12 protein-coding genes are annotated in these 16016 nt (G+C 34.3%); 5 read left to right on the forward strand and 7 right to left on the reverse strand.

Annotated elements, in window-relative coordinates:
- Positions 1–62 precede the first annotated feature (62 nt).
- From ACFX5D_RS10660 to recG, 5 genes are all read right to left on the reverse strand, one after another.
- Positions 63–926 (reverse strand): bestrophin family protein, encoded by an 864-nt coding sequence (locus ACFX5D_RS10660; protein ID WP_379858181.1) that lies wholly within the window; start codon positions 924–926, stop codon positions 63–65.
- A 28-nt stretch (positions 927–954) separates the two neighbouring features.
- A complete protein-coding gene (locus ACFX5D_RS10665) occupies positions 955–2265 on the reverse strand; it encodes a TolC family protein (protein ID WP_379858304.1) in 1311 nt (436 codons plus the stop codon).
- Between the two features lie 107 nt (positions 2266–2372).
- Positions 2373–5468, reverse strand: coding sequence for an efflux RND transporter permease subunit (locus tag ACFX5D_RS10670; protein ID WP_379858182.1), 3096 nt, complete (start codon positions 5466–5468; stop codon positions 2373–2375).
- 67 nt (positions 5469–5535) lie between these two features.
- Positions 5536–6594, reverse strand: coding sequence for an efflux RND transporter periplasmic adaptor subunit (locus ACFX5D_RS10675; protein ID WP_379858183.1), 1059 nt, complete (start codon positions 6592–6594; stop codon positions 5536–5538).
- Positions 6595–7073: 479 nt separating this feature from the next.
- Positions 7074–9179, reverse strand: coding sequence for an ATP-dependent DNA helicase RecG (gene recG / locus ACFX5D_RS10680; RefSeq protein WP_379858184.1), 2106 nt, complete (start codon positions 9177–9179; stop codon positions 7074–7076).
- A gap of 270 nt (positions 9180–9449) precedes the next feature.
- Between recG and ACFX5D_RS10685 the strand changes: the two genes are divergently transcribed.
- Positions 9450–10073: an exonuclease/endonuclease/phosphatase family protein gene (locus ACFX5D_RS10685; protein WP_379858185.1), complete on the forward strand. Its 624-nt coding sequence runs from the start codon at positions 9450–9452 to the stop codon at positions 10071–10073.
- 191 nt (positions 10074–10264) lie between these two features.
- The gene (locus ACFX5D_RS10690; protein ID WP_379858186.1) at positions 10265–10810 is read left to right on the forward strand and encodes a DUF1697 domain-containing protein; all 546 of its coding nucleotides are present in this window, start codon (positions 10265–10267) and stop codon (positions 10808–10810) included.
- 83 nt (positions 10811–10893) lie between these two features.
- Here ACFX5D_RS10690 and ACFX5D_RS10695 read toward each other — a convergent pair whose 3' ends face one another.
- Positions 10894–11631, reverse strand: a complete 738-nt coding sequence (locus tag ACFX5D_RS10695; protein WP_379858187.1) for a Dph6-related ATP pyrophosphatase — start codon at positions 11629–11631, stop codon at positions 10894–10896.
- A 95-nt stretch (positions 11632–11726) separates the two neighbouring features.
- On the opposite strand from ACFX5D_RS10695, the gene ACFX5D_RS10700 reads away from it, so the two are divergent.
- Positions 11727–12365, forward strand: a complete 639-nt coding sequence (locus ACFX5D_RS10700; protein ID WP_379858188.1) for a transposase — start codon at positions 11727–11729, stop codon at positions 12363–12365.
- A 1-nt stretch (position 12366) separates the two neighbouring features.
- The gene (locus ACFX5D_RS10705) at positions 12367–14430 is read left to right on the forward strand and encodes a M1 family metallopeptidase (protein WP_379858189.1); all 2064 of its coding nucleotides are present in this window, start codon (positions 12367–12369) and stop codon (positions 14428–14430) included.
- Between the two features lie 122 nt (positions 14431–14552).
- On the opposite strand, the gene ACFX5D_RS10710 is transcribed toward ACFX5D_RS10705, so the two are convergent.
- Entirely contained in the window at positions 14553–15074 is a 522-nt protein-coding gene (locus tag ACFX5D_RS10710) for a DUF7935 family protein (protein WP_379858190.1), read from the reverse strand.
- 131 nt (positions 15075–15205) lie between these two features.
- On the opposite strand from ACFX5D_RS10710, the gene ACFX5D_RS10715 reads away from it, so the two are divergent.
- The gene (locus tag ACFX5D_RS10715) at positions 15206–15973 is read left to right on the forward strand and encodes a sulfite exporter TauE/SafE family protein (RefSeq protein ID WP_379858191.1); all 768 of its coding nucleotides are present in this window, start codon (positions 15206–15208) and stop codon (positions 15971–15973) included.
- Positions 15974–16016: the final 43 nt, after the last annotated feature.

A 16016-nucleotide genomic window follows, 5' to 3' on the forward strand; every position in this document is an offset into this window, starting at 1 on the left:
CCTGAGGTTCAAAGTTCGTAGCTAACAAAGTTTTAAAACCTTAATTTATTTTTTGATTCCATTTAAATTAATTCTTCAATATGTTTTTTTATGTTCTCGGCCATTTTTTTTGTAGGTAAATCATTTTCATCTGTACCAAAGGGATCTTCTATTTCCTCCGCAATTAATTCTAAACTAGCCAAAACATAAAAAATAAAAACAACAACTGGCGCTACATAATAACCTAAACTAAATGAGTAACCAAATGGTAAAGTCATCACATAAAAGAAGATGAATTTTTTAAGGAAAGCACTGTAAGAGTAGGGAATAGGTGTGTTTTTTATTCTCTCGCAAGCACCACAAATTTCGGTAAAAGACAATACTTCAGCATTCAAAATAATCAATTGATCTCCCGTTATTTTTTTTGAATTATATAAATCATTAATTTTTTGAAACATCATTTTTGCCACTTGATTAGGCTTGTGCTTATGATGGTCAATTTCTAAATCGACATGATCAAACAACTGCTTACTGGTATCGGCATCGTTCAGATGTTTGTGTAGAATCGATGCGTAACTAGGAATCATTTTTCGAAAATAATTGCGATCTTTTTCATCCTCTAAGATTACCGATAATTTAATGGCAAAATTTCGGCTGTTATTGACTAAACTGCCCCACATTTTTCGTCCTTCCCACCAACGATCGTAAGCAGTATTAGTTCTGAAAACTAATAATAACGAAATCACAAAACCCAACATTCCGTGCATGATGGTAATGTTTTTTACATAACTGCTGTCCGCTAATTGCCAATATTCAACTTCCAGATATCCAATAATTCCAGCGTAAACACCTATAGCAAGCATTACCGGAAACAAAGTTCGAAAGGTATCAGCTTTGTGAAAACGAAAGATAAAAGTAAACCAATCTTTAGTATTGTATGAAATCATTTTAGGCTAAATTTTCTACAAATTTAAATTAAAAAGTGATAGTTCCAGCTAATTCTTTCAATGCAATTTCAGATAATTTTGCTTGAAATTGAGCATTGCTGTTACGCACTTTTGCATTGACATAATTCAATTGTGCTGTTCTGAACTCTAAGGTAGTTATTGTTCCAATTCTAAATTTATCCAGAGTAATATTTAAATTCTGCTTGGCAATAACTTCATTTTTTTCTTCTAAAGCAATGAGTTCTAAATTGGTCAAATAGGTTTGATAGGAAGCCGCTAATTGAGAATGTAGCGCCAGGTTTTGTTGCTCATACGCTAATTTTGAATTATCAATTTGGATTTGGCTAATTTTTTCATTTCTGTTTTGTGCAAATCCATCAAATAAATTTAATGAAGCACTAAAACCATAATTTAATCCTCTGGCTGATGATTGCGTAGTAAAACCAAGACTGGATTGACTTTCAAAAAAATTGTAAGCCGTATTTAGTTTTACGATTGGATATCTAGCGGCTTTTATTTGTTTCAATTGCAGTTCGGCAACATTTTTATTGATGATTTGCGCTTCTAATTGTGGGTTTTGCTTTTCTGCTAAAGTATTCAATTCGGATAGGACTAATTTATTGTCCACTACAATTGATTGCGCAACTTCGAAATCATTTCTTGCATCTCTGACCAATAGTTGATTCAGCATGATTTTAGTATTGGAAAATAATTCTTTTTGTCTCAATAAAGCTACTTTGTCCGTGTTTAAGTCAACTTGTGCATTTAAAACTTCTAGTTTTGATGCTTTTCCTATTGTAAATCGATTTTGTGCCAATGTCAATCTTTGGTTTGAAATTACGATTGTAGAGTCTAATGCAGATAACTGCTGTTGCTGTTGAACTAAGTTAAAATAAGTGGCATTTACATCACTTATTTTTGTAATTATTGTTAGTTTTAACTGGGCTTCACCTAGTTTTTGCAATTCTTTCAATTGGTCCATTTTTGCAAACATTCTGAACCCGTCAAAAACAGTCCAATCCAATCCAACTCCGTAATTAAAACTATTATTTTTGGCATTGTCCAATTTTGTTACCGTACCGTCAGATCTTGTTTGCGAAATGTTTTGAATCCCATTTGCATCCACAATTGTAGCAGTCGCTTTGGGCAGCATACCAGCATTTCCAGGACTTACATTGGTTTTATCAATCCGCAAATTATTAGAAGCAATTTTTATTTCGTAATTATTTTCTAAAGCAATTTTCACGGCATCTTCAACCGTTAATACTTCTTGAGCATTGGTTTTTACAAAGCAAAAAAGTATTAAAATTAAACTTCGAAATAGTATTTTAGTATTCATCATAATTATATATTTTTTCCCCGGATTGACAAATTTTAGATATAAAATCTGTGTAAATCTGTTTAATCCGCATCATCTTGTTCCTTTCAATTTTTAACTGAAATAGATTACTTACTTTCCTTTTCGTATTCTTCGATATGATCAAATTCAGGATAATGCTTTCTTGCTTTCGACCACATTAAATACATTGCCGGAATCACGAATAAAGTCAAAACCAAAGAGAAAATGGTTCCTCCCACGATGACAACTCCCATTCCGATTCTGCTTGTTGAAGCGGCCCCAAGCGACATCGCAATAGGCAATGCTCCTAATGAAATAGCTAAACTGGTCATTAATATAGGACGCAAACGTGCTTCTGAAGCTTCCAGAATTGCATCAATTTTAGATTTCCCCTGTTCTCGCAGCTGATTGGCAAATTCGACGATTAATATTCCGTTCTTCGTTACCAATCCAATTAACATCACGGTTCCAATTTGGCTAAAAATATTCCATGTTTGGTCAAATAACCACAGAGAAAATAAAGCGCCGGCAACTGCCATCGGTACTGTCAGTATTATTATAAAGGGATCTATAAAACTTTCAAATTGTGCTGACAGTATCAAAAAGATCAATAATAACGCCAATCCAAAAGCGAATGTTGTATTTGAACTACTCTCTACAAAATCCCTGGATTCTCCGCCTAAATCAGTAGTAAAAGTATCGTCTAACACTTTGGCTTTTATTTCATTCATGGCATCGATACCATCGCTGATACTTTTGCCTGGAGCAAGACCAGCAGAAACTGTTGCCGACATGTATCTGTTGTTGTGGTACAATTGTGGTGGATTACTTTTCTCTTCTATCGTAACCACATTATCCATCTGTATGAGCTCTCCCTTGTTGTTTTTGACATACATAGATGTTAAATCAAGTGGTTTTGAACGGTCTTTTTGATCAAATTGCCCAATGACTTGGTACTGTTTTCCATTTCTCATAAAGTAACCAAAACGCTGACCACTTAGGGAAAGTTGTAGTGTTTGTGCAATATCAATAACTGAAATCCCTAAGCTTTCTGCTTTTTCTCTATTGATTGTTACATTGATTTCTGGTTTGTTAAATTTTAAATTCACATCGCTAACTGCAAAAGTTTCGTTTTTCCCCACTTCATCCATAAACACAGGAATTTTTTCACGTAATTTCTCAAAGTTGGGTGCCTGAATAATATATTGAATAGGCAATCCTCCTCGTCTGTTAACAGCAATTGTTGGTTGTTCAATTACAGATGTTTTAGCATCAGGATATTTCTTAGACCATTTAGTAAGTTTTTGTGCAATTTCTTTTTGGGAATCTTTTCTTTCATTTGGTTCTACCAAAGAAACCCTAATAAAACCACTGTTGACAGATGAGGAACCAAAACCAGGAGAAGTAATTACTAAACTAACTTTCTTACCCGGAATGGAGTCATCCACTAATTTTGACATTTCTTGCATGAAACGATCTGTATATTCATAAGAGGAACCTTCAGGAGTTGACATACGCATAACAAATCCGCTTCGATCATCATAGGGTGCCGTTTCCTTTTGAATTAAATTAAAAAACAAATAAATCAAACCAAAACAAGCAATCAAAATAGGAAAGCTCAACCATTTTTTCTTCATAAAACGTTGCAATGCGTCAGCATAACCGCTATTTAGTTTTTGAAAATATGGTTCAGTACGAATATAAAACTTTGATTTCTTTTGTTCTCCACCTTTCATCAAATAAGCATTCAGCATTGGAGTTAAAGTCAGTGATACAAACGCCGAAATTAATACTGCCGCACCAATTACGACACCAAATTCCCGAAACAGTCGGCCTACAAATCCTTCTAAGAATATTACAGGAAGAAACACAGCAGCTAAGGTTATCGAAATCGAAATTACCGCAAAAAAGATTTCGTTTGATCCTTTTATCGCCGCTTCAATCGGTGTCATTCCTTCCTCTACTTTTTTGAAAATATTCTCGGTGACTACAATTCCATCATCTACAACTAATCCTGTTGCCAAAACAATCGCCAATAAAGTCAATACATTAATCGAAAAACCAAAAAGCCACATGATAAAGAAAGTCGCAATTAAGGAAACGGGAATATCGATTAAAGGTCTAAAAGCAATAGCCCAATCTCTAAAGAATAAATAAATTATTAAAATTACCAAAATGATTGAAATCCCTAAGGTTTCCGCTACTTCAATCACCGATTTTTTTACAAATATGGTATTGTCTATGGCAATATTCAGTTTTATATCTTTGGGTAAATCCTTTTTTAAGGATTCATAAACTTTATAGAATTCCTTTGAAATATCTAAGTAATTGGCACCTGGAAGAGGAACAATTGCAACTCCAACTAATGGCGTTCCTGATTGCGTCATTTGGGTTTCTGTATTTTCAGGACCTAATACTGCCGTTCCTATATCACTATAGCGAACGATTTTTTCCCCGTCGGAACGAATTATGATATTGTTGAACTGTTCGGCAGTTGATAAATTACCAACTGTTTTTACGGTCAATTCGGTATTTTTACCCGTTAATTTCCCAGATGGCAATTCAACATTTTGTTTGTTCAAAGCTTCCCTTACTTCAGCAACCGTACAGCCATAAGAAGCGAGTCTAATTGGGTCTATCCACAGACGCATCGCGTATCGTTTTTGTCCCCAAATTTGAACTCCACTTACTCCAGGAATGGTTTCCAGTCGTTGCGAAATAACATTTTCGGCATAATCACTTAATTCTAATGCATTTCTGGTGTCACTTTGTACCGTCATTGAAATAATGGCATCTCCATTGGCATCAGCCTTAGAAACTACCGGGGGAGCATCAATATCTTGCGGTAGATTCCGCACGGCTTGGGAAACTTTATCACGAACATCATTTGCCGCTTCTTCAAGATTTTTATCTAGATTAAATTCGATTGTGATGTTGCTGCTTCCTTGTGCACTGGAAGATGTTACATTCCTAATTCCGTCTATAGAATTGATTGCTTTTTCGAGTGGTTCCGTAATTTGGGATTCAATAATATCAGAATTCGCTCCAGCGTAGTTGGTACGAATCGAAATTTGAGCCGGATCAATAGATGGAAATTCACGAACACCCAAAAAACTATACCCAATAATACCAAACAGTACAATTGCTAAATTAATTACAATAGTAAATACGGGTCTTCTTATGCTTGTCGTTGATAAACTCATTTAAATTTTTGATTTTTATTGCTGATATAAGGATATAGATTGTTATTGGGAATCAGATATCTTATCGCTATTTAATTTTGACCTTTACAGGAGTTTCATTTTTTAATGCCATTACAGCACTCGTTATAATGGTATCACCTGCCTTTAAACCGGAAAGCACTAAAATAGAAGCATCAGTCCTCGTGGCTGTTTCCACCATTATTTCTTTGGCTTGACCATTGCTGGAAATAAATACTTTTTTACCGTTCTGTACTGGAATAATAGCTTCTGTTGGAACTACGATAGCATCTTTGATGATGTCCAAAGGCAATTCGACATTAGCAAATGTCCCCGGGAGTAATTTTCCGTCTCTGTTTTCAGCAATTGCACGAACTTGAAGCGTTCTTGTAGCAATGGCAACTTCAGGTTCTATGGCGTATACTTTTGCAGTGTATTTTTCATCGGAACCGGTAACAGTAAATGTTATTTGAGCATTACTGAGTATCTGATTCGCATATTTCTCGGGAATTGAAAATGTAATTTTTAGTTTGCCAATGTTAACTAATTTGGCCACTAAGATCGTTGGTGTAATGTAAGTTCCCGGAGATATCGAGCGCAGTCCTATTTTCCCTGAAAAGGGCGCACGAACAGCTGTTTTAGAAATTTGCGCTTTTATCAATTGGCTTTGCGATTGTGCCGATTTTAGATCTGCTCTTGCGATATCGTACTCTTCCTGGCTGATCGCTTCTTTTTGTAATAATAGTTTGGCTCTTCTTTCATTTTCTGACGCAAGACCTTCTTTGGTAGTCATCTGTCTTAATTGTGCTCTCAGTTCAATGTCATTTACTTTAAAAAGCACTTGACCTTTACTCACATTACTGCCTTCCTGAAAATAAATGCCTTCAACAATACCAGAGACTTCACTTCTAATTTCTACTTGTTCATTGGCCTCAATCGAACCGGAAAGTGATAAATTATTATCAAATGTTTGCGGTTTGGCAATAATTCCTGTAACATTTACGGGTTTGTCTTTTCCGCCTTTATCTTTTCCTTCTTCATTTTTAGCACTATTGGCCGAAATTCGATAACCAATAAAACCAATGATTCCAATAATAAGCGAGGCGTAGACTAAATATTTTATTTTCATGAGATAGGGGTACTGTAGTGTTGAAGATTATTATTTAAGAATGATTTAACAAAATTAGGGTTAACTATTGGGAATATTTGTTTTGTTAATTTTAATTTAACGTTTGTACATACAAATATTACTTTTAAAAAATACAGTGCGGGCAAATCAAAACTAAATCCGCGGAACTTTTTTTTACTTCGACTGCCAAAAAATGAAAAGGTTTAATACGAAATTAAAAAAAAAGAAGTTTTTTTACCAGAATTTATGCAGTGGGGAGGAATTATGAAATGGAATTAAACAGATAAGAAATATAAAAACATATAAGTTTTAACCAGTTGAAGAGACAAAAAAGGTTTCTTATTTAAAAACAAATCAATTAAATAAAGTATTTATTATCAATGTCTTAAGGTGAATTTAATGTTTATGAATCGGTAAAGATTTAATAATAACCTAACTTAATTGATTTACATTTCTTATGTTTTAAAAAGCAGTGGTACTTAGCTAATATAATTCCAGATGTTTTTCTTTTTCGTCATTTCGATAAAAACGGCTCTCAAAGCATCATGTTCCGGTTTTTGCATCCCTGCATCTTCTTTCAGAAGTTTTAAAGCATAATTTCGGGCTAATGCCAATGTATCTCTGTCTCTTACCAAATCGGCAATTTGAAGATTAAGTACGCCGCTTTGTTGTGTTCCCATCAAATCACCCGGACCACGAAGCTTCAAATCGACTTCGGCAATTTCGAAACCATCATTAGTTTTTACCATTGTTTCCATCCGGGTTTTACTGTCAGAACTCAATTTATGGCTTGTCATCAGGATGCAATAACTTTGTTCCGCACCACGACCCACGCGACCTCGAAGCTGATGGAGTTGCGACAATCCAAAACGTTCCGCACTTTCAATAATCATCACGCTGGCATTAGGAACATTCACACCGACTTCAATTACCGTTGTAGCGACCATAATATTGGTTTTTCCTTCCGAAAAACGTTTCATTTCCGCATCCTTATCCGCTGGTTTCATCTTTCCATGCAAAATTGAAATCGAATACTGTGGCAATGGGAAATCTCTGGAAACACTTTCGTATCCATCCATTAAATCCTTGAAATCCATTTTCTCCGATTCCTGGATTAACGGGTACACAATATATATTTGGCGGCCCAAAGCAATTTCGTCCCGAAGGAATTTCCAAACTTTCAATCTATTGCTGTCAAAACGATGTACGGTTTGAATGGGTTTTCGTCCTGGAGGCAGTTCATCAATTACTGAAATGTCTAAATCGCCATACAAACTCATCGCCAAAGTGCGGGGAATAGGCGTGGCAGTCATCACCAAAACGTGTGGCGGAATCACATTTTTCTTCCACAATTTAGAGCGTTGTTCTACGCCAAAACGGTGTTGCTCATCAATCACGGCCATTCCTAAATTCTTAAATTTTACTTTGTCTTCCAGTAAAGCATGTGTTCCGATGAGAATATGTAACGTTCCGTTTTCCAGTTCTTCATGGATAATTCGGCGTTGCGCTATTTTGGTGGAACCCGTTAAAATTTTGATATTGATATTTAAAGTTTCTGCCAATTCGGATAAACCAATAAAATGCTGGTTGGCGAGGATTTCCGTTGGTGCCATTAAGCAGGCTTGGAAGCCATTATCGAGTGCTAAAAGCATGCTCATAAAAGCGACAATGGTTTTCCCGGAACCTACGTCGCCTTGCAACAATCGGTTCATTTGTGCATTGCTGCCCATGTCCGTTCGAATTTCTTTGATAACTCTTTTTTGGGCATTTGTCAATTGAAAAGGCAAATGATTCAAATAAAATTCATTAAAATATTCTCCTACTTTATCAAATGGATGGCCTTTTATTTTATGTTTCCTGATCAGATTCTTTGTGATTAATTGCAACTGAATAAAGAACAATTCTTCGAAAATTAAACGGAATTTGGCTTTCGCCAAAACATCAGTGCTTTTTGGAAAATGAATGTTGAACAAAGCTGCTTTTTTAGGAATCAGCTTCAGTTCGTTAATCAAATAATCCGGTAAAGTTTCCGTGAATAACGCTTGTGTTTCCAGAAACAATTGCTGCATCAGTTTATTAATCACCCGGTTTGAAATTCCGCGATTAGTCAAAGTTTCTGTCGAAGGATAAACGGGTTGCATCGCTGAACGCAGACTTTGTTCATGCTCTGTCATCAATTCAATTTCCGGATGCGCCATATTGAACGCATTTCCAAAAGATGTGCATTTCCCAAAAATTACACACATTTCATTGAGCTTTAAACTTTCCCGAATCCATTTATGACCTTGAAACCAAACGAGTTCCATTTGTCCTGAATCATCCACAAAAGTCGCCACCAATCGTTTTTGGTTTCTGCCAAATTCTACAGTTTTGATGTTGATGATTTTACCGATAATCTGAACCTCGGCACTATTATTTTGCAGTTCGTTAATCTTGTAATAGCGCGTTCTGTCAATGTATCTATTTGGAAAAAAATTAACCAAATCCACGTACTTATAAATTCCCAATTCCTTACGAAGCAATTCGCCCCGATTGGGACCAACGCCTTTGAGGTATTCTATGGGAGTAAGTAGGAGGTTTTGCATTTAGATTTTTTTGGACACGGATAAAACGGATTTGCTTCTCTCGACTTCGCTCGAGATGACAAAAACGCAGATTAAAACGAATTTTTAGTTTGATGAAGCGAAGATAGTTTTTTGTTTGGAAATTTGGAAATGGGATCGCTTGGAAATGGAGTAGGAAAAATGATATATTTGGTATAAATAAATTGTATAAGATATCTGACTTTCATTCCGGATGAAAATCCAGAAAATAAATGGCTAGAAAAATGAAATTAATAACATGGAATTGCCAAGGTGCATTTAGAAAAAAAAACGAAAATTATTTTAACACTCAATCCTGATATTCTGGTTGTTCAAGAATGCGAAAGTCCAGAAAGATTAATTTTTAAAAATTCAACAATAAAAGCAAATGATTTTTTATGGTTTGGAGATAACCAAAATAAAGGACTTGGAATATTTTCATTTGGAAATTTTAAATTTGAACTTCTTGAGCAGTACAACCCTGCATTTAAAATTGTGACACCAATTAAAGTAAGTAGTATAGATAAATCATTTGTCCTTTTTGCAATTTGGGCAAACAATACACAGGATAAAAACAATCAATATATTGAACAAGTTTGGAAAGCAATAGATCATTATGATGAAATTCTAAATAATGAGATGACTATATTAACAGGAGATTTTAATAGTAATAAAATTTGGGATAGAAAACATCGAATTGGGAATCATTCAGAAGTTGTTGAGAAATTAGCGAAGAAAAATATCTTTAGTATTTATCATAATCATTATAATGAAGAACAAGGAAAAGAAACAAAAGCGACATTTTACTTACAACGTAATAAAAATAAACCATATCATATAGATTATTGTTTCGCATCAGAAAGTCTTATAGAAAAATATAGAAATTGGGACTTTTGAAAATTGGATTGAACATAGTGATCACTCACCGTAATCTGTAAAATTCGAATTTTAGATAAATATAAAAATGAATTCAGATTGCGGCTCCCCAAAATCATATATTTAGAATATTTATTATAAGGACTTTGAATAAAATAATAAAAAATCCCTCCAAACATAATATCTTCGCAGAATATAAAAAAGCTTAAAAAATGACAACTCATCTCGCATTACTCCGTGGCATCAATGTTTCAGGTCATAGTATGATAAAAATGGAGGCACTAAAAGCGACTTTGGAAGCCATTGGTTTTCAAAATGTACAAACGTATATTCAATCGGGAAATGTTTTTGTAGATACAGAAGAAGAAAGTTCAGCTGCTGTTGGATTCAAAATAAAACAGGAAATTTTCAAGGCTTTTGGTCATGAAGTGCCGGTTGTAGTTATTAGCTCTGCAGATTTAGAAGCATGTTTCAAGAACAATCCTTTCTTGAAGGAAAAGGATATTGATGAGAAGAAGTTATACGTTGCGTTTATTTCAACTACACTGCAAAGCAGCAGTATGAATGATTTAAGAATTAGTCAGTTCAAACCGGATGAAGCCAGTATTGACGGCAGCAGAATTTTTATTAAATACGCTGTTGGAGCTGGAAAAACCCGATTTGATCAAAAATATATTGAGAAAAAACTGAATGTCACGGCAACTATCCGAAACTGGAATACCGTGACGCAGCTGTTGAAAATGTATGAGGAAAGATAAATAATCGTTTTAGCTATAACTATTGTCAAGTCGAGTCATTACTAAACACTGATGCGTTTCTGCGCTTGACTTGAAAGTATGTTTTATTTTTCTACCAAATCACAATACCAAAACCCATAATCAAACGCATCAGTTGCGCTCGTATCGCAAACGGTATTGGAAGATTCCTGTTCCTTTGGTTTTTCATATTTTCTATAAACAATTTCGCCAATTTCAAAATCAATCGGTTTAGAGAAAATCGGTCCGTCAAAAGTGAAGGTGTGGAATTCGCCATTTTCGCCGCAAACATCCACGTTTTTGGGTAAATCGTCGATGAAATCCTGATCAATAACTCTTCCTACAAAACTTTTATCCAAAAAACGTTCGTTTACACAAACCACGATTGTTTTAAAACCTAAACGCATAAATTCCTGTATCAAGTCTTGAGTTGGGATTTTCCAAAGCGGAAAAATACCTTCAAATCCTATTTCGGCTAGTTTGTCTTCTCTGTATTTTCGTAAATCTTCGAGAAATATATCTCCAAAAATAGAATGCGTTACTCCTTGCTCTTTTAGTTTTGTCAATGTTTCCTGCATGACTTTTTCATAGACTTCCATCGTAGGCATTTCAGGAATTTGCATAATTTCAAGAGGTAATCCAATACTTTGGGCTTGTTGTTTCAATAATTCGACCCGAATGCCGTGCATGGAAATGCGCTGAAATTGTTGGTTAACACTAGTAAGCAAACAGTTAATTTCAAATTCGGGATTTTGTAACGTTTTGTATAAGGCAAGCGCAGAATCTTTTCCGCTGCTCCAATTAAAGAGGGCTTTCTTTTTCAATATGGTTTTCTTGAGGTTTCTGGGGTAAACTTACAAAATCAGGACTATTAGTTTGGTAAACCTTTGTAACTTTGAAAATCACATGAATCATTTATATGCCATTATTTAAAAATAAATATCAAACTGAATCGAATAGATTGAAAAATTGGGATTATTCCAGTGAAGCAATCTATTTCATTACGTTAGTTACCCAAAATAGAGAATGTGTTTTTGGAAACATTGATGATGACATTATGATATTAAACGCTAACGGAAAAATCATTGAAACGGAATTGTTGAGATCAATTGCAATTCGAGAACGTTGGTTTTTTCATAATTGGGTCATTATGCCCAATCATATTCATTTGTTGATTGAAATTGTTTCGTCGTCCGTAGAGACGCAAAATGTGGTGGAGACGCACTGCAGTGCGTCTCTACAATCGAAATTGGGACCATCTAAATTATCCCGAAAACCGAATTCCATTTCGTCCTTTGTTGCGATTTTTAAATCGGTTACTACCAAACAAATTAATGCATTAATTGCTAATAATAATGCGCAACGTAAAGACGCACAACGTAGAGAAGCACTGCAGTGCGTCTCTACCAAAAAACCGGAACGAACAATCGTAAACGTAATTTGGCAAACGAATTATCACGATCATATTGTCTGCAATTATAATTCATTCGATACAATATATCATTATATAAAAAACAATCCTAAAAATTGGAATGCAGATTCCATAAAATACAATTAGAATGAAATACCTTTTCTTCTTAATATGTACTTTTACATTCGCCCAACAAACTCAATTTATTGATTTTAAATCAGTTCGTGGACAAATAACAATTAATCCAGAAGATAAATCGGTGAGAGGAGCAGTTAGTTATTGGTTTGATGTTTTGAAACCTACAGATACCGTTAAAATCGATGCGCAAAACATGGCTTTTACTGAGGTAGAATTGAATCAGAAACAAATTCAATTTACCAGTAATGGTAAACAAATTCTATTGATTTCCTCTTTCAAAAAAGGAACAAATAATATTAGTTTTAATTATGTTGCCAAGCCAAAACAAGCATTGTATTTTCTTGGTTCTGAAGAGAATGATAATGTCCAAATCTGGACACAAGGACAAGGAAAAAACACCAGTAATTGGTTTCCAAGTTTTGATGATGTCAATGAGAAAGTTATTTTTAGTTTGGAAGTCGTTGTTGATTCAAAGTACAAAGTGATTTCTAATGGAATTTTAAAAAGTAAAGTGAATAATAATTCGATGACGTATTGGAGATTCAACATGCAAAAACCAATGAGTTCTTATTTATTAATGCTTGCCATTGGGAAATTTGAAAAACAAACTCAGCAATCAAACTCGGGAATTCCTTTAGAAATGTATTATGAACCTAAAGACAAATCTAAGTTTGAACCGACATACCGCTATTCTAAGCAACTATTTGATTTTTTGGAAAAGGAAATAGGGGTGAAGTATCCTTGGGGAATTTATAAGCAAGCTCCCGTTCGAGAATTTTTATACGCAGGAATGGAAAATACTTCAGCAACTTTATTCGCCACACGATATGTGGTAGATGATACAGGTTTTGAAGATCGAAGCTATACGAATGTCAATGCACATGAATTGGCACATCAATGGTTTGGGAATTTAGTCACTGCAGAAAGTAGTACGCACCATTGGCTTCAGGAAGGTTTTGCAACCTATTATGCTTTACTGGCTGAGAAGGAAATTTATGGCGAAAATTATTTTTATTCCAAATTATATGAATCAGCACAACAATTAAAATTTGCTTCCAGAACCGATACTATTCCTGTTTTGAACGCCAAAGCGAGTTCGTTGACTTTCTATCAAAAAGGCGCTTGGGCACTTTTTGTTTTGCACGAGGCAATAGGAGATAAGGCTTTTAAAAAAGCGGTAAAATGTTATTTGAAAAAACATTCATTTCAAACCGTAAACACACCAGATTTTTTTGCTGAAATTAAAAAAGTATCTGATTATGACTTACATATTTTTAATAAAGTATGGCTTGAATCAAGTGTGTTTAATACAATAGAGTCCAATGTTTTATTGAATAAAAACAAATCAATTAAAATGTTATTTGAAATAGAAAAATTAAAAAACAAACCTTTACCGGAGAAAGAATATTTTTTTATTAAAACAGTACAATCGGATGTGTATTTTTCCGTAAAAGAAGCAATTGTTAATCAGTTGAAACCAGAAAAATTTGAAGACAAAGTCACACTTTTAACGCTGGCTTTGGAAACTAAAAACATACAAGTTCGTCAAGCGGTTGCGGCTACACTAAATGAAATTCCGGAAAGTTTTAGAGCCCAATATGAAACTTTATTGGATGATAAATCCTATCAAACACAAGAAATAGCTTTGTATAATTTATGGAATAATTTTCCGGAACAACGCGCTCGCTATTTGGATAAATCAAAAGACTGGATTGGTTTTAGTGATTATAATCTGCGAACTTTATGGTTGTCTTTGGCTTTATCAACACCTAACTATCCAATAAATAAAGAGCAATTGGTAGATGAATTGATTAATTATTCATCTTCTGATTATGAAGCAACCATTCGTCAAGATGCTTTAGAGAAACTGCTTAATTTTAATATAATCAATGATGAAGTATTGAAAAATTTGGTAAAAGCGACAACACATCATATGTGGCAATTTTCGAAATTTGGAAGAGACAACACCCGAAAATTATTAAAGAATGCGACAATGAGAGCTTCTCTCGAAAGAATTCTACCTAATTTAAATGAAACTGAGCAATTTCAATTGAATCGATTATTGAAAGAATAGCAATTAAACATAGAATTTTGTGCGGTATTTTTTTAACTTAAGTGAACTTATATTCCTTATATGGTGATAAATACAAACTATATTAAGGAATATAAGTTGATGTAAAAAAAGGCATTAATATCCTACCACAATTGCCCCACTTCGTTTTTTATGTAAGCCAAAGCCGCATTACTTGGAGATTGTTTTTCCATTAAATCATTCAAAATCACTTCACGCAATTTATCAGCGCTATCCACACGGTCACTCCTATTTGCCTTACGAATCATTTGAATAGTAGCATTTTTTGCTGTCACAATAATAGTCCAACATTCATCAGACATATAAATTTGTTGTGTCAAATTATGTTCAAATTCCTGTTCGATTTGCGCAATTATAAGATTTTCATAATCGTTTTTATCTTGTGAAAGGGGAGCAATCCGAATCAATAGTTTGGTTGGATTGATGCGTTCCATATATAGCGTCATACGCTCAAAAGCTTGTAATCTCAAGGGTAAAGCATTTTTTTGTGCCTCTTTGTTTAACAAATAACGGCGTCGTCCTTCTTCATTTTTAGTATGAAGATCAAAAAAATAATAGGCAACTACCCCTGTAACAACTGCCGGTAAAGTATAACTTAGTAATTCTATGATTGGTAATGATTCCATTTTCTGTGTACTATTTATTAAAAGCAAAAATATACTTTTTTGACTACAAAACAACTTCATTTTATTAGCAATAAATCAATTCGAATAGTATTTTTACCATTTAGATCTGAAATTAAATATCGATTATTAGAATGGAAACATACCTATTGGTTTTACTTTGTTTAGCCGCTTTTGCCGCAGGATTTATAGATGCAATTGTAGGCGGTGGCGGACTGATCCAGACGCCGATGGGATTGATATTATTACCTAATTTACCAGTTTCAACAGTTATTGGAACCTTAAAAGTTCCTGCTTTCAGCGGCACTTCTTTTGCAGCCTATCAATATGTTAAAAAGGTAGACATGAATTGGAAATTGCTAGGAATTATGATGCTTTTGGCTTTTCCTTCGGCATTTTTAGGTTCTACATTATTGACGTATGTGAGTAATGATTTTATGAAACCATTATTGCTGGTTGTTCTTTCATTTTTATTGGTTTATACCTACGCCAAAAAGAATTTTGGACAACATGTTGAAAAAAAACATTCTCCCAGAACACAAATCTTCAGTGCAATTGCAATCAGTTTTGTAGTGGGTCTGTATGATGGTTTTATTGGTCCTGGAACAGGTAGTTTTCTTGTAATGGCGTTTATCGCTATTATGGGATTTGATTTTTTGCACGCTTCCGCAAATGCTAAGATGGTGAACCTGTCGACTAACTTTGGTTCCATTTGTCTGTTTATTTTGAAAGGCAAAATTATTTGGGCCATAGCCATACCAATGGCCGCCAGTAATGCTTGTGGCGGATGGATTGGGGCAAAACTCGCCATAAATAAAGGAAATAGTTTCATTCGGATTTTCTTTTTGGTTGTTGTAATCGGGACATTAATCCGATTTGCCTACGATGTGTTTTTGAGATAATAAATACAGGAATATCTTATTAAGATGAATAGCAAAATGAATT

Source organism: Flavobacterium fructosi, from assembly GCF_042787335.1.
GTDB classification, from domain to species: domain Bacteria; phylum Bacteroidota; class Bacteroidia; order Flavobacteriales; family Flavobacteriaceae; genus Flavobacterium; species Flavobacterium fructosi.

Coding starts and splice junctions, on each gene's coding strand:
- ACFX5D_RS10710 (WP_379858190.1), bottom strand. CDS start 15,074: ATGGAATCATTACCAATCATAGAATTACTAAGTTATACTTTACCGGCA.
- ACFX5D_RS10675 (WP_379858183.1), bottom strand. CDS start 6,594: ATGAAAATAAAATATTTAGTCTACGCCTCGCTTATTATTGGAATCATT.
- ACFX5D_RS10690 (WP_379858186.1), top strand. CDS start 10,265: ATGACAACTCATCTCGCATTACTCCGTGGCATCAATGTTTCAGGTCAT.
- recG (WP_379858184.1), bottom strand. CDS start 9,179: ATGCAAAACCTCCTACTTACTCCCATAGAATACCTCAAAGGCGTTGGT.
- ACFX5D_RS10665 (WP_379858304.1), bottom strand. CDS start 2,265: ATGAATACTAAAATACTATTTCGAAGTTTAATTTTAATACTTTTTTGC.
- ACFX5D_RS10715 (WP_379858191.1), top strand. CDS start 15,206: ATGGAAACATACCTATTGGTTTTACTTTGTTTAGCCGCTTTTGCCGCA.
- ACFX5D_RS10705 (WP_379858189.1), top strand. CDS start 12,367: ATGAAATACCTTTTCTTCTTAATATGTACTTTTACATTCGCCCAACAA.
- ACFX5D_RS10660 (WP_379858181.1), bottom strand. CDS start 926: ATGATTTCATACAATACTAAAGATTGGTTTACTTTTATCTTTCGTTTT.
- ACFX5D_RS10670 (WP_379858182.1), bottom strand. CDS start 5,468: ATGAGTTTATCAACGACAAGCATAAGAAGACCCGTATTTACTATTGTA.
- ACFX5D_RS10700 (WP_379858188.1), top strand. CDS start 11,727: ATGCCATTATTTAAAAATAAATATCAAACTGAATCGAATAGATTGAAA.